The organism is Microbacterium nymphoidis, from assembly GCF_021044885.1.
In the GTDB taxonomy this organism is placed as follows: domain Bacteria; phylum Actinomycetota; class Actinomycetes; order Actinomycetales; family Microbacteriaceae; genus Microbacterium; species Microbacterium nymphoidis.
On sequence record NZ_JAJNOD010000001.1, the window covers coordinates 1,645,643 to 1,663,816 of the forward strand.

Genomic DNA, 18,174 nt, shown 5'->3' on the forward strand with positions numbered 1-18,174 from the left:
CCTAGGTCGTGCATCGTGCACGTGCACAAGACGCGACAGCGTTGCGCCCCACTCCCACCCCACCGTCAGGTTCGTGCATCGTTCATCCCACGGACTCTCACACCCGCTACGCTCCCCGGCATGTCGATGGAGCACGTGGGACCGGCGACCACACTGGCGCGTGGGCTGCGCCGGCTCGAACCCGACGACTGGCGCCGGATCGAGGCCGCAGCATTCCACGCCGAACCCGAGGTGCTGGACTGCCTCGACAGCGATCCGCACCCGCAGCGCCACCGGCGCTGGCTCAGCACGAGGCGCCGGCCCACCGCCCTCGCGACGCGGCTGGCAGCTCTTCCGGCGCAGCGTCTCGCCGCCATCCGTGAGGATCTCCTCCGCGCCATCGCGGATCTCCGCAACCGCCAGCTCATCGACGACGCCACCGCCGTTCGCGCCGCCGAGGCCCCGCCCGGTCACCTCGGCCTGCGGCTGTCGTCCTAGCCGGCTCAGAGCAGATCGAGAAGACTCCGCAACTCGCCGATGCGGTCCGCCTGGGCATCGGCGAGATGCTGATGTCCGCCGCCGAAGTGCACGAAGCGCGCGCCGAGCGCGTGAGCGATGTCGCGATCGTGATTCGTGTCGCCCACCATCAGCATGTCCGCCGGATCCACCCCGGCTCGATCCACCCACGCGGCGATGACGTCGTGCTTGGACGCGGCGTACGGGTCGGTGATGCTGAGCACCGCCTCGAACCGATCGGCCAGTTCGAAGGGCCGCAGCTGCTCGTGGAGGAGATCGGACAGCGTGGCCGACGCCAGCACCTGGCGGACCCCGCGCTCATCCAGCAGCCGCATGGTCTCGCGCGCGTCCGGTCGCAGCTGCGCCGTGCGCGCCGAGGAGTCGAGCACACGGAGATACAGATCGGCAGCATCACGGAACTGCGCGGGGGTGATGCCCTGGCGCGCGTAGAAGTCGGCGACGGGGAAGCCGAAGCTCGCCCGATACGCCTCGACATCGGCGATCGTCGCGAGCCCGTAGGCCGCGAGCACATGGTTCATGGCCCCCAGGCAACGGTCCACGTCGTCGAGCAGGGTGCCGTTCCAATCCCAGCAGACCACACGCACGACCATTCCCCGACCCTAGTGGACCCGCCGGCGCACCGACGATCGGACGGATGAACGTGCACATTTTCGTGCCGCCGACGGGTCGAATCCGCCGCCTGACGTGCTTGAATCCTGGGTAGCGGCACCGAGGCCGCCTGAACGATGGAGTTCCCTGTGTTCGAGAGCACCTTCCCCGACGTGGACATTCCCGATGTCAGCGTCTACGACTATCTCTTCGCCGACCTCACCGACGAGGACGCCGCCCGCATCGCGTTCATCGACCCGGCCACGGGCGCCGAGACCAGCTATGGCGCACTGCGCGGCCAGATCGACGCCTTCGCCGGCGCGCTGGCGGCCCGCGGCGCGGGCGTGGGCACGACCCTCGCCCTGCTGAGCCCGAACATCCCGGCGTTCGCCACGGTGTTCCACGGCGCGCTGCGTGCAGGTGTCACGGTCACCACCGTCAACGCGCTGTACACGGCGGACGAGATCGCGCACCAGCTGCGGGATGCCGGCGCCACGTGGCTCGTCACCATCTCCCCCTTCCTGGCCCAGGCGAAGGCTGCCGCCGCGGAACACGGCATCGACGATGACCACCTCGTCGTCATGGACGGCGCGGACGGCCACCCCAGCCTGCGCGACCTGCTCGTCGAGCAGCGACCCGCCCCCGACGTCACCTTCGACCCCGCCACCCACATCGCGGTGCTCCCGTATTCGTCGGGAACCACGGGACTTCCCAAGGGCGTGATGCTGACGCACCGGAATCTGGTCGCCAACGTCCAGCAGGCGGACACCCTGCTCGATGTGTCCGCCGAGGACCGCGTGCTGGCCGTGCTGCCGTTCTTCCACATCTACGGCATGACGGTGCTGCTGAATCTGGCGCTCATCCAGCGCGCGGCGCTGGTGCCGATGCCCAAGTTCGACCTCGTCCAGTTCCTCGAGCTGATCCAGAAGCACCAGTGCACCTACGTCTTCGTGGCACCGCCCATCGCCGTGGCGCTCGCGAAGCACCCGATCGTCGACCAGTACGACATCTCGAGCATCCGGATGCTGTTCTCCGGCGCTGCGGCCCTGGACGGCGACACCGCGACGCTCGCCGCGACGCGCGTGAACTCCAAGATCCGGCAGGGCTACGGCATGACCGAGATGAGCCCGGCCTCGCACATGATCGGCTTCGACGACGAGATCAGCCCGATCAGCTCCATCGGCCGCCTCGTTCCCAACATGCAGTGCAAGCTCGTGGACGCCGAGACCGGTGCGGAGCTCACGGAGTTCGGGGAGGACGGCTTCACCGAACCCGGTGAGATGTGGCTGCGCGGCCCGAACGTCATGGTCGGCTACCTCAACCGCCCCGACGCCACCGCGGAGACGCTGGACGCCGACGGCTTCCTGCACACCGGTGACATCGCCAAGGCGCACCGCGACGGCTATTACACGATCGTGGATCGCCTGAAGGAGCTCATCAAGTACAAGGGGTACCAGATCGCCCCCGCCGAGCTGGAGGCCCTGTTGCTCCAGCACCCGAAGATCATGGACGCTGCGGTGATCGGCGTGGACGATGAGGATCACCAGGAGATCCCGAAGGCGTTCGTGGTGGCGGCTCCGGACTCGGGTCTCACCGCGGAGGACGTGATGTCGTTCGTCGCCGAGCACGTCGCGCCGCACAAGAAGGTCCGCCGCGTCGAGTTCATCGAGGCGGTGCCGAAGTCGTCCGCCGGCAAAATCCTGCGCAAGGACCTGCGCGCTCGCGAGCGCGCAGCCGCCGCGTCCTGAGCAGGCCCGGAACGTCGCCTCAGCCCGCCAGGGCCGGGGCGACGTTCTCGTTCCACACGTCGAAGCCGAGCTTGATGATCAGCACCGAGACGACGATGAGGAACGCCGCGCGGATGAAGCCGGTACCGCGGGCGATCGCCATCCGTGAGCCCAGATAGCCTCCCGCCATGTTGGCGACGCCCAGCACGATGCCCAGGGCCCAGATCACCGATCCGTGCGGGATGAACAGCAGCAGCGCACCGAGGTTGGTGGCGACGTTGACGATCTTCGATTTCGCGCTCGCCTGCAGGAAGTCATAGCCGAGCAGGCCCACTAGAGCGATCACGAGGAAGCTGCCCGTGCCGGGGCCGATCATCCCGTCATAGAAGCCGATCGCAGCGCCCACGCCGATCGCGATCGCGTAGTGGCGGTGGCCGTGGAAACGCAGCGCCGCCTCGCGGCCCAGCTGCGGGCGCACGGCGGTGATCACCGCGACCACGATGAGGGCGATGATGATGATCGGCTTGAACGCCGACGATGGCAGCACGGTGGCGACGAAGGCGCCGCCCAGCGATCCGCACAGCGCGACGAAGGCCATCGGCAGTGCGGTGCGCAGGTCCGGTTTCGCGCGCCGGTAGAAGGTGACAGCGCTCGTGGTGGTCCCGAAGATCGAGGCGAGCTTGTTGGTGGCCAGCGCCTGCACCGGGGCGAGACCGGGCACGAGCAGCAGAGCGGGCAACTGCAGTAGCCCGCCTCCGCCCACGACCGCATCGATCCAGCCCGCGGCGAAGCCCGCGAGCACGATGAGGATGAGGGTTCCCCAGGTCAGTTCCTCGACGCCCAGCACCCCTCGACCCTATCGCCGTCTCGCACGGCCCCCGGTCGCGACGGAGGTCGTGCTTTCATCGCGCGCACATCGCTCGAATTCACCCCGAATGGGAGCCATTTGCGCGCTATGAACGGCTTCGGGACTCCGGCTACGCCGGGGGACGCGTGGTGGGAGCGTCGATGGCGGAGTGGTCGCCGAGACGATGCCAGCGACGGTTGACGTACGCGAGGGAATCCGTGGTGTCGCCCGCGGTGATGTCGCGGTTCATCCCCACCTGCAGCACCCGTGCCGCGATCACCGTGGATCCGTCGGCGTCGATGGTGTCGATGATCTGGCAGCGCAGCCACGCCCGCACCCCGTGGAACACGGTCTCGCCGGTGGACAGACGCGTCCACGACTCGGTGTCGGCGAAGCGGTCGATCCCCTTGGTGGCGCCGATCTGGGCGAGTTCCAGATCCTGGGCATCGAGGAGGTGCACCACGACGGTGTCGGCCTCGACGATGACCTTCGTGGCGGAGGAGAGCGTCGTGACGGAGAACATGAGCAGCGGCGGGTCGGCGTTCACCGATGCGACCGAGGTCGCCGTCAGCGCCACAGGTCCCGCTCCGGCGTCCGCCGTGATGACGGCGACGCCACCCGGGTGCCCGCGAAACGCGAGCTTGAACAGCTCGGCCGTCACCTCGGCGTCCACATGGGGCGCGTCCGCGTGCAGCTGATCGGGAAAGTCCGGACTCATACTTCGACCGTATCCCCGCCCGGACCCCGCGGGATCGATCCATCGTCAATTCCCGTCACGAAGCCCTGCGGGACTTCCCTTTGCGGGCGAGAGTGCCCGCGTTGCGCCGGTTCTCGCCCACGTTCGGAACGTCCCGCGGCCACGCCGGGGCGACAGGGACGGCGGGGACGATGCCAGGAACGACTGCGACGGCGGGGACGACAGCGACGCCAGGACGACAGCGACGGCGGGGACGACAGCGACGCCAGGGACGACAGAGACGCCAGGGACGACAGCGACGGCGGGGACGATGCCCGGGCGGGACGGTGAGGCGACGGATCACGGGCACCGTCGAGCAGCGCGGCGACCGGCGGTCTGATGACGACGCGGTCTGATGACGGCACGGTCTGATGGCGGCGCGGTTCAGTGTGGGAGGCCGGCGGCGAGCTCGGCGAACACGTCCGCGGCAGAGGGGGCCGGCGACGACGAGGCCAGCAGGGCCGCACCCTGCCCTGCCCACAGCGACAGCAGCTCTCCGCGGTCGAGTTCGGCGGCACGTGAGCGGAAGCGGCCGGTGAGCCAGTTCTGCGCGGGGAACGGGGCGATGGACTCGCCGGTTTCGATGGCCGAGACGGCGACGTTTCGCACCCCGCGTGCGAGGCGACCGCTCATCGCGCGGGTCAGCACGGTTCCCGACTCGGCCACGCCCGCGAGCGCGGCGCGGTGCGAGGCCGGCGCGGCAGACTCGGCCGCGCGCAGGAACGCCGTCCCGATCTGGACCCCCTCGGCGCCGAGCGCGAACGCCGCGGCGACCCCGCGACGATCGGCGATCCCGCCCGCCGCGATCACGGGCACTGAAACCGCGTCGGTGACAGCCGGCACCAGGGCGATCGTCCCGATGAGCGATTCCTCGGCGGGTGCCAGAAACGAGACCCGGTGCCCTCCGGCCTCCGGCCCGGTCGCCACCACGGCGTCCACTCCGGCACGTTCCAGGAACACCGCTTCGGCCGGGGTGGTGGCGGTACCCACCACGACGATGCCGGCCTCGTGGAGGCGCTCCATGGTCTGCCGGTCCGGCACGCCGAACACGACGCTGAGCACGGCGGGGCGGGCCGCGATCACGGCCTCGAGCTGCTCGTCCACATCGGGCAAGAACCGCGCCGGACGCTCGGGCACCTCCAGCCCCACCTGTTCGAACAGCGGGGCGAGGGCGGTTGTCGCCGCCTCCCAGTCGACGTCGTCCGGCGAGACCTCGTCGCCCGTGGGCATCCACAGGTTGAGGGCGATGGGCCGATCCGTCCGCGCCCGCAGCTCGGCCGCGGTGCGGGTGATCCGGTCGGCGTCGTAGCCGTAGAGACCATAGGAGCCGAGGCCGCCCGCATTGCTCACCGCGGCGGTGAGCTCCACCGATGACAGCCCGCCGAAGGCCCCGAGGACGATCGGCGAGTCGATTCCGAGCAGGGCAGGCAGTCGCGACGTCATGCCCTCACGCTACGCCCCCCCGCCCTCGTCAGCGCCCCTGCCCTCCGTCTGGTCCCACTTCCTGCTGTCCATGCTCCGGCGCCATGCGTTTTCTGAGACCACGGGCGGCCGTGCTCTCAGAACATACCGAAATCACCGGCGGCATCCGCAGTTCGTGAGACCGGCGCAGGGTGCGCGCGACGAGTGGGATCATGGAGGGATGAAGATCCTCTCGATCCAGTCCGCGGTCGCCTACGGGCACGTCGGCAACTCCGCGGCCGTCTTCCCGCTGCAGCGGATCGGCGTCGAAGTGCTCCCGGTACCCACCGTCAACTTCTCCAACCACACCGGCTACGGCGCATGGCGCGGCCCCCTGCTGGATCCGGAGCAGGTCCGAGACATCATCACCGGCATCGAGGAGCGGGGCGTGTTCGGCGGCATCGATGCCGTGCTGAGCGGATATCAGGGCGGGGAGGGCATCGGTGACGTCATCCTCGACGCCGTGGCCCGCGTGAAGGCGGCCAACCCCGATGCGCTGTACGCGTGCGACCCCGTGATGGGCAACGCCAAGTCGGGATGCTTCGTAGCCCCCGCGATCCCAGTGCTGCTGCGCGAGAAGGTCGTACCGGCGGCGGACATCATCACCCCGAACCAGTTCGAGCTGGGCTTCCTCACCGGCACCGAACCGGACACGCTCGAGTCCACCCTCGCCTCCGTCGACGCCGCGCGCGCGATGGGCCCCTCCATCGTCCTGGTCACCAGCGTGGAGCGCCCGGACCGGCCCGAAGGCACGATCGAGATGCTCGCCGTGGACGACTCTGGTGCATGGATCGTGCAGACTCCGCACCTGCCGATGAAGGCCAACGGCTCGGGCGATGTGACGGCAGCGCTGTTCACCGCCCACTACCTGGAGACCCGCTCGGCGGCCACCGCACTCGCGCGCACGGTGTCGAGTGTCTTCGATCTGCTGCAGAACACCCTCGACTCCGGCGAACGCGAGCTGCAGCTCGTCGAGTCGCAGGAGGCCTATGCACACCCGCGCCTGCAGTTCGAGGTGACGCAGGTCCGCTGATCCGGCGCCTCAGCCCACGGGTTCCGCCGGAGGCACGGCCTTCGGCGGACTCGTGATCACGGCGCCGATCGAGGCGAGGATCACGAGGACCACTCCCGCGATCTCCAGCAGGCTCAGGTGCTGCCCCAGGAGCAGGAATCCGGCCAGTGACGCGGTCGCCGGCCCGAGGCTCATCAGAATGGCGAAGACCGAGGCCGGCAGCCGGCGCAGCGCGATCATCTCCAGCGTGTAGGGGATGGTGGAGCTCAGCAGAGCCACCGCAAGGCCGAGGCCGAGCACCTCCGGGCGCAGCAGCACCTCGCCCGCCGAGGCGATGCCGAAGGGCAGCGCGATGACGGCGCCGAGGCTCATCGCGAGCGCGAGACCATCCAGCTGGGCGAATTCCGCTCCCACCCGCGCCGAGGCGAGGATGTAGCACGCCCAGCTGACGGCTGCGCCGAGCGCGCAGATCACACCGACCGGGTTGAGCGAGTCCCACCCGCCGCCACCGAGTGCGATCACGCCCAGGAGGGCGATGCCCGCCCACACCCACGCGGATCGGCGTCGAGCCGCGAGAATCGACAGCGCGAGCGGGCCGAGCACCTCGATCGTCACGGTGACGCCCAGGCTCAGTTCGGCCAGCGCCAGATAGAACAGCCCGTTCATGAACGCCAGGGCGAGCGCGAAGAACACCACGGAGCGCCACTGCGCGGCGGTGCGTCCCCGCACGGTGGGACGGGCGATCGCGAGCAGGACGATGGCGGAGAAGAACAGGCGCAGGGCCACCATGCCGAGCGGGCCCACCTGAGGGAAGACCATCACGGCGATCGCGGCACCGCACTCCTGGCCGATCATCCCGGCACAGACGAGGGCGATGGCGGAGCTGGACCCGCCTCGCTTCACGGGAGTGTCACCGCGGGCGCGTCATCGCACCCGCTGATGCGGTGGGTCATCCCTGCGGCTGCGGGCACATGGCCCGGGCGGCGAGCGGCTGGATCATCTCCTCCACCGTCCACGGCATGCCGGTGTCGGGTGCGGTCTGCCCGCTCGCGGCGGGCGCCTTCGAGGCGACGGCAGCCAGCGCGAACGCCACGGACTGGGCGATGTCCGCGCCCGCCGTGCCGTTGTTCAGCGCCACCGCCACGGTCAGTCCCGTCGTGGGGTCGGAGAAGGCGGCAGTGGAGTACCCGGGCGCCGCACCCTTCTGCCCGACGAGACTTCCCGCGAACAACGACCCGCCCTTCGCGGCGTACCAGCTGGGACCGTCCGCCGAGACGGCGAGAGGGTTCTCGAAGCGTTCCGCCGGCATCGTCTTCTTGTCGCTCTTCGATGCCACGGCGATCGCATAGCGGCCGAGATCCGTGATCGTCGAGGTGACGCCGCTGTCGGTGAATCCTGCGCTGGAGGAGGACTCGGTCACATCGATCGAGGCGTCGCACGCACGCATGCCGCTCTCGGTGAGGGGAGAGTACAGGCCCTGCAGAGCGGGCGCCGGGGAGGGATCGGCACCGACGACGTCGGGAAGCTGCGTGGACGCGAGCGCCAGCGGCGCGGTGACGTACTTCGCGTAGAGCTCGGACGCGTTCAGCCCGGAGGCCTGCTGCAGGGCCATGCCGAGCAGCAGGTAACCGGTGTCGGCTCCGTCATAGGCGGCGCCCGGCTCGCCACGGCCGGCCAGGCTCAGCCCGAAGCTCGCGAGTTCGCGCGGCTGCCACACCCGGTCGAGGGTGTCGTAGTTGGACTCGCGCAGAGAGCCGGGGACGTTCGGGAGTCCGGAGGTGCCGTCGCACAGCATCCCGAGGGTGATGCCGTCGTATGCAGCACCAGGGATGCCCACCACGTAGGTGTTCACGGCGTCGTCGAGCTTGACGATGTGATCGTCAACCATGCCGTGCAGCACGTCGCACGTCATCTCACGCGTGATGCCTCCCACACGGAAGGACATGTCGGCGGAGACGTCGGCCCCCTGGGCGTCGGTGCCGATGCCGGCCACCCAGCTGCCGGACCAGGGGACCCACACGCCGACGATGGCACCGGTTGCGCCGTACTGAGCAGCGGTGTTCGTGACGATGTCGGTGAGCTGTGAAACGGTCTCGGCGGGAAGCTTGCCGTCGGCGAGGGCCGGGACGTCCACCTTCGCCGTCTCTCCCGAGGTGCAGCCGGCCAAGACGGTCATCGCGAGCACCGATGCCACGGCCGCAGCCGCGGCGCGTCGCATCGCGCGGGCGCGCGGAACTGTACGGATCACATGGAGCAGTCTATGCAACCGCCCGTGAGCGGGCCGAGCGTACGCTGAGAGGGTGACCCACCAGTTCGACTCCTCCGTCATCACCGCCGTGCTCGCGCACATGAACGACGACCACACCGCCGACAACCTCGTGATCGCGCATGCGTTCGGCGCCCCGGAAGCCACCGCCGTGGAGATGACCGGTTTCGACGGCGACGGCTCGGACTGGAGCGTGCAGACGCCGGACGGCACCCGTGCGCTGCGCATCGCCTGGCCGGACGGTCCCATCGATGAGCGGCCGGCCGTACGGCAGCAGGTCGTGGCACTGTACGTCGCCGCATGCAAGGTCATGGGAGTGAAGCCCCGGCGCGCCGAAGGCCCCGGCCCCGGAACGCATCAGCACTGACCCTTCCTGGGAACAACCTTCATCTGATGTGAAGGTTTTTAGGTTTGCCTTACACTTGCCGTATGGCCGACATCATCTCCCTCTCCACCGCCATCCGCGAGCGCTCTCACGGTGCGCACTCCGACAGCGAGGGGGCGGGCTTCATGTCCGCACTGATGCGCGGACAGGGCACCCGCGAGGACTACATCGCCCTCGTCGCGCAGCACTACTTCATGTACGAGGCGCTGGAGGCTGCCACCGAGCGCATGCGGCACGATCCTGTCGCGGCCACGTTCATCAGCGAGAAGCTGACCCGCATGCCGGCGCTCGAGGCGGATCTCGAGTTCCTGCTCGGACCCGACTGGCGTACGCAGATCGAGCCCCTCCCGGCCACGCGCCGCTATGTGGACCGCATCAACCAGGTCGGCAGCACCTGGGTGGGCGGGTTCGTCGCGCACCACTACACCCGCTACCTCGGCGACCTGTCCGGCGGACAGTTCATCGGAAAGGTGATGGCCCGCCAGTTCGGCTTCGAGACCAATGGCATCGGCTTCTACATCTTCGGCGACATCGCCGACCCGTCCGCTTTCAAGGACACCTATCGCGAGCAGCTGGATGCGGCTCCGTGGGACGACGCCGAGAAGGAGCGAGTCATCGAGGAGGTCCTCGTGGCGTACCAGTTCAACACCGATGTTTTCGTGGACCTGCAGCGCGCGAAGGAATCCGCCGCCGCCTGACACCTTTCATTGCGCGCACATTGCTCCCCCCACCGGCCAGGGGAGCCATGTGCGCACTATGAAGCGGGAGTTCCCCGATGCGCGTTCATCATGAATCGACGCACATCCGGGTCCACCCGAATGTCGCTGGGGCGCAGTGGACGTGAGAGATACAGCCCGTCGAGCGAGGTCAGCCGGCTCAGCGCAACGTAGGTCTGCCCGGGCGCGAACGCGCCGGAGCCGAGATCGATGATCGCGCGGTCGTACGTCTTTCCCTGCGATTTGTGGATGGTGACCGCCCACGCCAGGCGCAGCGGGAACTGGGTGAACTCCGCGACGATCTCCCGGTTGAGCTTCTTCGATCCCGGGTCGTAGACGTATCTGTAGCGCTCCCACACCACCGGCTCCACGTCGAACTCGTCGCCGTCCACGTCCACCCGCACGCTATCGCCCGAGATGGCCGTCACCGTTCCGATCGTGCCGTTGACGTAGCGCGGCGGCTCCGGGAAGGCCTGGGTGTCGTTGCGCAGGAACATCACCTGCGCGCCGATCTTGAGCTTGAGTTCCGCGTCGGCCGGATAGTTCGCCTCACCACGGCCGAAGTCGCCGTTGATCTCCGCGACCGCGGTCTGCTCCCGCCCATTCAGCGCGGCGAGGTGGCGCGCATTGATGCGGTTGACGATGTCGTTGCGGGTGGCGAGCGTGATGATCGGCTCATCCGCATCCTCCGGAGGCACGCGTGCGCCCGTGCGATTGAGCACGCCCGCGATGTCGGCGGTCACGCGTCCGTAGCGCACCGCGTTCAGCATCGCCTTGAACCCGTCGTCGGACTGCCGGTGGATCTCCACCAGCTCGCGCACGTGCAGTTGGGCGCCGTGGCGGCCGAGATCGAGCAGGCCGTCCGCACCCGGGTCCTCACCGGACCAGACATGCGCGTCGAAGAACCAGAACGAGCGGTAGTGGTCGTTGACGTACCGCTGCTCGTCCCCGCGCGGAGGCACCGGGGCGAGCTGATACGGATCACCGAACATGACCACCTGCACCCCGCCGAACGCCTCGCCCCGCCGGCCCCGCGCCTGTCGCAGGGAACGATCCATCGCGTCCATGAGATCGGCGTTCACCATGGAGACCTCATCGATGACGAGGGTGTCGATGGCGTTCAGGATCTTGCGCGTGGCGTCGTTCTGCTCGATCTCCCCGTCGGCGATGAGACCGATCGGCAGCCGGAACAGGGAGTGGATCGTCTGCCCCTCCACGTTGAGCGCGGCGACCCCGGTGGGGGCGCACACCGCGATCTGCTTGGAGGTGTTCCAGGCGAGGTGCTGCAGCAGCGTGGACTTTCCCGTACCCGCACGGCCCGTCACGAACACATGCTCCCGGGTGTCCTCGATCAGCCGGAAGAGGGCTTCCTGCTCGGCGGACAGGGACGGGACGCTCACATGACTCCTCGGTGGCGATGATGGGTGTGTCGCGTGCCGGTGACCCCGCGCTCCGCGATCCGGACGACCCTTCCATCGTAGGATCCCGGAGGCTGCGGCATGCCCCACCGCGGCTGGGGAGATATCGATACGGTCCCATCACGGCGGTTTCGCACCGTGCCTTCCTAGACTGGCAGGGTGGGATTTCGGGTCAGGGGAGATGGCGATCGCCAGCGTCCTCTCGCGATGGATCTCACGCTGATCGCCGTCGCCGTGGTCGTCGTGGCGGCAGCGGGGGTCGTCGGCTACCGGGCCGCCTACCAGTCGCTCTACAGCCCCAGCGCTTTCGTGGTCAACTACCTCGATCTGCTCGCCGGTGGCCGCGCAGCCGATGCCCTCCAGGTGCCGGGCGTCGGCATCGACTCAGCGGATCTCGAAGCTGCGGGCGTGGACGTCGCAGCCTCGGATGCGCTGCTACGCAGCACGGCACTCGCTCCGCTGACCGACGTGCACGTCGTGGACGAACAAGCGGATGGCGACATCACCCGGGTACACGTGGAATATCAGGCCGGCGGGCACGCGGGAAGCACCGTGTTCGAGGTGCAGCAGGACGGGTGGATCGGGTTCCTGCCGTCCTGGCGCTTCGCGAAGACGCCGCTCGCCGTGGTGGATCTGACGGTCCTCGGCGCCATGCAGTTCACGGTCAACGGGTTCACGATGGACAAGCGCCAGGTCTCGGCGGCGGGTGTGGATGCCGATCCGGCTGCCCCCGTGCCGCTGCTGGTCTTCACGCCCGGGCTCTACTCCATCTCCGTGGACACCAGCATCTCGGCCACTCCCGGCGTCGCCGTCCTGGCCGATTCACCGCTCACGCAGCTGCCGATCGAGGTGCAGGCCCAGCCCACCACGAGCTTCGTGCAGGTGGTGCAGGAAAAGGTCGACGCCTTCCTCACCCAGTGCGCCGAGCAGCAGGTGCTCCAGCCCACCAGCTGCCCGTTCGGACGGTTCGTCCAGAACCGCATCGACGGACCGCCCACCTGGAGCATCGTGAAGATGCCACAGGTCACGGTACTGCCATCCGGGGAGAACTGGATCATCCCGAACACCGAGGGCACGGCACACATCGAGGTGGACGTCACGATGATCGCCGACGACACCAAGCAGCACCTCAGCGAGGATGTCCCGTTCGTGATCAACGGGACGATCACGATCCTCCCCGACGGGCGCGCCTCGATCGTGGTCACGGGACCCGACACCCGCTGACGTCCGCGTCGCGAAACGAGGAGAACGACGCCGGCGCGAGGGCATCACGCCGGAATCGTCCTCGTTTCGGCGGATTCTCCTACTTCTGATCCACGCTGTCGCGCTCGGCGAGGCGAGCCAGGCGTGCGTTGTATTCGGCCAGCTCCTGATCGCCCGTGCGATCGGCGTGCCGATCGCTGCGCTTCTGGGCACGGGCGTCGGACCGGCTCCACTGGATGGCCACCGTGATGGCGACGATCAGCGTGGGGATCTCGCCGATCGACCACGCGATGCCGCCGCCGATGTACTGGTCGTCCATCGGAGTGGGACCCCACGGACGCGCCATCGAGCCGTACCACTCGGCCACCATCAGCCCGGTGTTCATCATGATCGCCATGCCGAAGAACGCGTGCATGGCGGCCACCGCGATGAGGGTGATCAGTCGTCCGGCGTGCGGGAAGCGGTAGGGGATCGGGTCCACGCCGATCAGCGACAGCACGAACAGATACCCCGAGATCAGGAAGTGGACGGTCATCCACTCGTGGCCGAGGTGGTCGTACAGCGACCAGCGGAACAGATCGGTGAAGTAGAACACCCACAGCGAGGCGACGAAGATCGCCGCAGCGACGATCGGATGCGTGATGATGCGCGAGAACGGCGAGTGCACGGCCCACAGGATCCACTCGCGGCCGCCACGGGTCCCGTCGGTGCGCTTGTGGATGGTGCGCAGCGCCAGCGTGACGGGAGCACCGGCCACCAGGCACAGCGGGATCGCCATCGTCAGCAGCATGTGGCCCAGCATGTGCACGCTGAAGAGGTAGTCGCCGTAGGCGTTCACCGGGCCACAGGTCACCCACAGCAGCAGGAGCAGCCCGACGAACCAGAGAACGGTGCGATAGATGGGCCAGGAGTCCCCGCGACGGCGAAGTCGCACCACGCCGGCGATGTAGAAGAAGGCACCGAACATGATGGCCAGCGCCCAGAGGATGTCGACGTCCCACTGGGTGAGCCAGCGCATCGGGGTGAGCTCGGGAGGCAGATCCGAGCCGGTCATGATGCGTGCGGGCGTCTGCACCGGGGTCGGAGCGAGACCTGTCGGCGGCTCGGAGCGGGCGAGCGCAGCGGCGATCCCGCTCGCGAGCCCCATGAGCGCGAGCTCCACGGCGACGAGCGTCCAGAACGGTCCGCCCGTGCTGTCGGCCCCGCCCTGAGCGATGAGCCGGCGGCGATACATCGCACCGGCCACGCCGAGCAACACCAGCAGCGCGGTCTTCGCCAGCACCAGGATGCCGTACGGGGTGGCCAGCGCCGACCAGTCGCCGACGGCCACGTAGGCGCGCACGACGCCCGAGAGCGTGACCACGATGAACGACACCAGCGCGAGCGTGGAGTAGCGGTAGAGCACATCGACCATGCGCTTGCGCATCAGCGGCCGGATGATCACAAGGGTGAGCAGGCCACCGACCCAGACCGCGGCACCGACGGTGTGCAGCACCATCGCCGTGAGCGTGATGGTGTGGTTGGCGAGGTCACCGGAGTGACCCTGGGTGGCCATCGGAACCATCGCCGCGATCGCGAGCGCCGCCGTCACGGCGGAGACGAACCAGCCGCGAGCGGCGAAGGCGAGCACGGAGATGGCCGCTCCCGCGAGCGTCGTGATCAGCCAGGTGATACCGGCCTCGGTGCCCAGGAAGCGGCCGAGGGTGCTGCCGAACGTGTCATCGAGGGAGATCGGGGCCCCTACGGCACTGGCAGAACTGAAGATGCCGACGGTGGCGGCCGCGGCCGCGAACACGGCAGCGGAGATGGAGGTCACATCCAGCGCACGCTCGAAGGACTTCTGGCCGGGCTTCAGCGCGAACAGCGCGATCACCACGGATCCCACCATGCCCGCACCCGAGAGGTTCACGACCAGCTTGGCGATCGGGATGCCCCACCGCACCACAGGACCGGCGTCGGCCAGCAGCAGTGGCGCGGCGCCGCCGCCGAATCCCAGCGCCCAGAGCACGCCGACGAGCGCGGTGGCGGCGAGGATGATCGGACCGATGAGGCGGAGGGAGCGGGAATCCACCCCACCAGCCTAGGCTCGCGGCCTGGGAGTCACTGCCGAGGACGGTTGTCTCCGGCGCAGGATCATGCGCCGAAATCATGACGGAAGGAGCGAATACCTCATGCTTCCAGCGCACGATCATGGATTCGCGAAAACGCGAAGGGGCGGGGTGCGTGATGCACCCCGCCCCTTCGACGGAATTACTTGACGGCAGCCTTGAGCTTGGAGCCAGCGGTCACCTTGACGCGCTTGCCGGCCGGGATCTTGATCTCGGCGCCGGTCTGCGGGTTGCGGCCGGTGCGAGCAGCCGTGTCGACCTGCTCGAACGCGATCCAGCCCGGGATCGAGACCTTGGCGCCCTTGGCGACGGCCTCGGAGACGGTGGAGAAGAGAGCGTCGAGCACACCCGAAACAGCAGCCTGGCTCTGACCGGTGGCGCTGGCGATGCTCGCGACGAGCTCGGTCTTGGTGATGGACTTGTCAGCCATGTGATGATCCTCCAGCGGCGAGGATCGCCGCGTCGTGAGTTGTTCACCCCGGAGGCGGAAGCCCCCGGAGAGTCGTTCGACCGGGATGAGAGTATCAACCGCACCCCCGAAAACGCGGAAATACGCGGGTTTCACCCCCTTTTTTCCGCGATTCGCGAAAAAAAGGGGGTCAAAACCGTCTCGATCGTTGCGCTGAGCCGGATTTCTCCAGGGTTTCGGGCCCGATCGGGCACAATGTGGATGGTCGTCGTATCGATGACCGCGTCCCGCCCCATTGCTTCTGGAGGACCCCGTGGCCGAGCAGCGCCCGAAGAAGAAGGTCGTCGAGTCGACCGTCGAGACCCCTGCCGCGGATGCGTCGGCTCCCACCTGGCGCCCGACAGCCGAGGCGAAGAGCAAAGCCACGCGCTTCCGGATCATCGCAGCCGTGCTCTGGGCGCTCGCCATCGCCGGCGAGGCGTTCGCGATCTTCTGGGTGCTCCGCCAGAACCCCGTCATCATGTGGCTGCTCATCGTGATGTTCGTGGTGATCGGCGCGCTGGCGATCATCGGCGGTCAGCTCTGGAAGAAGGCGAACGACCTCGATCCCGCTTCCCGCAAGGATCCGGTGCGCTTCTTCGTGCAGAACCAGCTGGGCGCGATCATCTCCGTGGTGGCGTTCCTCCCGCTCATCATCCTGGTGTTCACGAACAAGAACATGACGGGCGGACAGAAGGCCCTGGCCGGGATCATCGGTATCGTGATCGCCGGTGCGGCGGTGGCCTCGAACATCGACTACTCGCCCGCATCTCAGGAGGAGTACGCGAACCAGGCCGGTCTGGTGCAGGACATCACCGGCAGCGACAAGGTGTACTGGACCACGTCCGGCTCGGTCTACCACCTGTGCCAGGAGGCGTCGGCGGTCAACAAGGAGTCGGCGGACAACACCATCCACGCCGGCACGATCGCCCAGGCCCAGGCCGACGGCAAGGCCCGCCTGACCCTGCAGCTCCCGCAGGAGCTGAAGGAGTGCGGCTACACCGACTACGTGCTCCCCGACAACTGGCAGGCCGTGGTCAAGGGCGAGGCACCGTTCGTCCCGTCCGGCGAGGTGGCTCCCGCGGTCGAGCCCACCTCGGACGGCTCCGAGACTCCGGTGGCACCGGCTCCCTCCGCCACCAACTGACGTCAACGCCACGGGCCCCGCACTCCGGTGCGGGGCCCGCGGCGTTGACGTCGGGCTTCAGACGATCCGGATCCCGCGCTTCGCCAGCGCATCTCGCGCGGCCGCCGAGAGCATGGCCTCCGGATCCGAGACCTCCGCCAGTGCGGGCAGCTGATCGAGATCGCGGTCGGTGAGCTCCTCGATGTCGAAACGCGCGTCATCGGCGCCCCAGCGGGGATCGAGCTGACGAAGGACCTCGTTCGTGCGGGAGAACCGCAGCATCGCCACCTCAGCAACGAGGGCGGCGGGCAGCTGATAGCCGCGGAACCAGTCCTCCACCGGGGCGCCGGGGTGCAGGCTCGCGGGCATCGTGAAGGCGGGCAGCACCGCACCCTCGTCGTACATGAGGCGCTGCATCACGGCGAGCTTCAGAGGGAAGGAGCGCAGCCGCGCCGGAGGCGGACCGGCTTCGGAACGAGGGCCGCCCGGCTCCGCGGCCACGTGCGTCGGCACGCTCGGCGTGACGCCCGCCGGGGCGCTCGGTCGGCGGAAGAGGTCTCGCAATCCCATGGAGCGATTCTCCTCCGCGATTGGTAACGATTGAGGAATTCGCAGATCAGACATTTATTTTCTCGCCTGTCTTAACCATATTCTTTCTGCCAGAATCAAATTCACACCCCTCATCGACCTGATCGAAGGAGATCCCGATGTCTGCGCAGACCGCCGCCGGCCGAGCACGAGTCCTGCTCGCGCACGCCCACCCCGACGACGAGAGCTGCGCCACCGGAGGAACCATCGCGCGCCTTCTCAGCGAGGGCGCAGCGGTCACCGTCGTCACCTCCACCCAGGGCGAGCAGGGCAAGATCGCGGTCCCCGAACTCGCCCACCTGCACGTGGACCAGGACGATGCCCTCGGCCCGGAGCGCGCACGTGAGCTCGCCGACGCCATGTCGGCACTGGGAGTCACCGATCACCGCTACCTGGGCGGCGCCGGCCGCTTCCGCGACTCCGGCCGCATGGGCATCGCGGCCAACGACCGCCCCGACGCCTTCTGGCAGGCCGATCTCGACGAGGCGGGCGCGATGATGGCGGCGATCATCCGGGAGACCCGTCCCCACGCGGTCATCACCTACGACACCAACGGCGGATACGGCCACCCCGATCACATCCAGACCCACCGGGTTGCGATGCGGGGTGTGGAGCTCGCCGAGGACGCCGACGCCGACGTCGCGGGCGAGCCCTGGCGGGTTCCGCTGGTGTACTGGACCGCCGTGCCGCGTGAGCTCATCGTGGCCGAGCTGACCGAGCTCGCCCAGCACGCCGACGAGCTCGGACTGTGGGTGGACCCCGATCCCGCCGAGTACCCCGACGGCGTCCACGACGACGCCGAGATCGATGTCGAGTACGACGTCGCGGATGTGCTCGATCTCAAGGCCGCGGCCCTGGACCGCCACCGCACGCAGCTCACGGTGAAGGGCCCGTACTGGGTCCTCGCCTCGGGACGCGGCATGCGTATCCAGGACCGGGAGTGGTTCATCCGGGTGCGCGGCGGGCATCGCACGTCCGACACCTACGAGAGCGAGCTGATCCCCGCATCCGTGATCGCGGCGGGCTGAG

At 68.5% G+C, this 18,174-nt stretch carries 18 protein-coding genes; 8 read left to right on the top strand and 10 right to left on the bottom strand.

Translation table 11 applies throughout. The features are described 5' to 3' along the window. Nucleotides 1-120: 120 nt before the first annotated feature. Entirely contained in the window at nt 121-477 is a 357-nt protein-coding gene (locus tag LQ566_RS07635; RefSeq protein WP_231091013.1) for a hypothetical protein, read from the top strand. 5 nt (nt 478-482) lie between these two features. On the opposite strand, the gene LQ566_RS07640 is transcribed toward LQ566_RS07635, so the two are convergent. Next, complete coding sequence (locus LQ566_RS07640) at nt 483-1,106, bottom strand: HAD family hydrolase (RefSeq protein ID WP_231091014.1); 624 nt, start codon at nt 1,104-1,106, stop codon at nt 483-485. Between the two features lie 147 nt (nt 1,107-1,253). Here LQ566_RS07640 and LQ566_RS07645 point away from each other — a divergent pair, with 147 nt between their 5' ends. After that, on the top strand, nt 1,254-2,852 hold the full coding sequence (locus tag LQ566_RS07645) for an AMP-binding protein (protein ID WP_231091015.1): 1,599 nt from the start codon (nt 1,254-1,256) through the stop codon (nt 2,850-2,852). Nucleotides 2,853-2,871: 19 nt separating this feature from the next. On the opposite strand, the gene LQ566_RS07650 is transcribed toward LQ566_RS07645, so the two are convergent. From LQ566_RS07650 to LQ566_RS07660, 3 genes are all read right to left on the bottom strand, one after another. Continuing rightward, nucleotides 2,872-3,678, bottom strand: coding sequence for a sulfite exporter TauE/SafE family protein (locus tag LQ566_RS07650; protein ID WP_231091016.1), 807 nt, complete (start codon nt 3,676-3,678; stop codon nt 2,872-2,874). A 130-nt stretch (nt 3,679-3,808) separates the two neighbouring features. Then, the gene (locus tag LQ566_RS07655) at nt 3,809-4,396 is read right to left on the bottom strand and encodes a flavin reductase family protein (protein WP_231091017.1); all 588 of its coding nucleotides are present in this window, start codon (nt 4,394-4,396) and stop codon (nt 3,809-3,811) included. A gap of 402 nt (nt 4,397-4,798) precedes the next feature. Further along, complete coding sequence (locus LQ566_RS07660; protein ID WP_231091018.1) at nt 4,799-5,857, bottom strand: NAD(P)H-dependent flavin oxidoreductase; 1,059 nt, start codon at nt 5,855-5,857, stop codon at nt 4,799-4,801. 199 nt (nt 5,858-6,056) lie between these two features. On the opposite strand from LQ566_RS07660, the gene pdxY reads away from it, so the two are divergent. After that, nucleotides 6,057-6,908, top strand: coding sequence for a pyridoxal kinase PdxY (gene pdxY, locus LQ566_RS07665; protein WP_231091019.1), 852 nt, complete (start codon nt 6,057-6,059; stop codon nt 6,906-6,908). 9 nt (nt 6,909-6,917) lie between these two features. Here pdxY and LQ566_RS07670 read toward each other — a convergent pair whose 3' ends face one another. After that, the gene (locus LQ566_RS07670; protein WP_231091398.1) at nt 6,918-7,742 is read right to left on the bottom strand and encodes an EamA family transporter; all 825 of its coding nucleotides are present in this window, start codon (nt 7,740-7,742) and stop codon (nt 6,918-6,920) included. 94 nt (nt 7,743-7,836) lie between these two features. Then, the gene (locus LQ566_RS07675) at nt 7,837-9,135 is read right to left on the bottom strand and encodes a serine hydrolase domain-containing protein (RefSeq protein WP_231091020.1); all 1,299 of its coding nucleotides are present in this window, start codon (nt 9,133-9,135) and stop codon (nt 7,837-7,839) included. Nucleotides 9,136-9,187: 52 nt separating this feature from the next. On the opposite strand from LQ566_RS07675, the gene LQ566_RS07680 reads away from it, so the two are divergent. Further along, on the top strand, nt 9,188-9,520 hold the full coding sequence (locus LQ566_RS07680) for a DUF2470 domain-containing protein (RefSeq protein ID WP_231091021.1): 333 nt from the start codon (nt 9,188-9,190) through the stop codon (nt 9,518-9,520). A 62-nt stretch (nt 9,521-9,582) separates the two neighbouring features. Continuing rightward, a complete protein-coding gene (locus tag LQ566_RS07685; protein ID WP_231091022.1) occupies nt 9,583-10,236 on the top strand; it encodes a biliverdin-producing heme oxygenase in 654 nt (217 codons plus the stop codon). Nucleotides 10,237-10,292: 56 nt separating this feature from the next. Here LQ566_RS07685 and LQ566_RS07690 read toward each other — a convergent pair whose 3' ends face one another. Continuing rightward, nucleotides 10,293-11,654 (bottom strand): ATP-dependent DNA helicase, encoded by a 1,362-nt coding sequence (locus LQ566_RS07690; RefSeq protein ID WP_231091023.1) that lies wholly within the window; start codon nt 11,652-11,654, stop codon nt 10,293-10,295. Between the two features lie 177 nt (nt 11,655-11,831). On the opposite strand from LQ566_RS07690, the gene LQ566_RS07695 reads away from it, so the two are divergent. Beyond that, the gene (locus LQ566_RS07695; RefSeq protein WP_231091024.1) at nt 11,832-12,896 is read left to right on the top strand and encodes a hypothetical protein; all 1,065 of its coding nucleotides are present in this window, start codon (nt 11,832-11,834) and stop codon (nt 12,894-12,896) included. Nucleotides 12,897-12,975: 79 nt separating this feature from the next. On the opposite strand, the gene LQ566_RS07700 is transcribed toward LQ566_RS07695, so the two are convergent. Continuing rightward, on the bottom strand, nt 12,976-14,946 hold the full coding sequence (locus LQ566_RS07700) for a bifunctional copper resistance protein CopD/cytochrome c oxidase assembly protein (RefSeq protein WP_231091025.1): 1,971 nt from the start codon (nt 14,944-14,946) through the stop codon (nt 12,976-12,978). 179 nt (nt 14,947-15,125) lie between these two features. Beyond that, nucleotides 15,126-15,413 carry an HU family DNA-binding protein gene (locus tag LQ566_RS07705; RefSeq protein WP_231091026.1) on the bottom strand — a complete coding sequence of 96 codons (288 nt, stop codon included), beginning with the start codon at nt 15,411-15,413 and terminating at the stop codon, nt 15,126-15,128. A gap of 292 nt (nt 15,414-15,705) precedes the next feature. Here LQ566_RS07705 and LQ566_RS07710 point away from each other — a divergent pair, with 292 nt between their 5' ends. Continuing rightward, nucleotides 15,706-16,578 carry a hypothetical protein gene (locus LQ566_RS07710; RefSeq protein ID WP_231091027.1) on the top strand — a complete coding sequence of 291 codons (873 nt, stop codon included), beginning with the start codon at nt 15,706-15,708 and terminating at the stop codon, nt 16,576-16,578. A gap of 57 nt (nt 16,579-16,635) precedes the next feature. Here the strand turns inward: LQ566_RS07710 and LQ566_RS07715 are convergent, their stop codons facing one another. After that, a complete protein-coding gene (locus LQ566_RS07715) occupies nt 16,636-17,127 on the bottom strand; it encodes a DUF6892 domain-containing protein (RefSeq protein ID WP_231091028.1) in 492 nt (163 codons plus the stop codon). A gap of 137 nt (nt 17,128-17,264) precedes the next feature. Between LQ566_RS07715 and mshB the strand changes: the two genes are divergently transcribed. Next, entirely contained in the window at nt 17,265-18,173 is a 909-nt protein-coding gene (gene mshB, locus LQ566_RS07720) for an N-acetyl-1-D-myo-inositol-2-amino-2-deoxy-alpha-D-glucopyranoside deacetylase (protein WP_231091029.1), read from the top strand. Nucleotide 18,174: the final 1 nt, after the last annotated feature.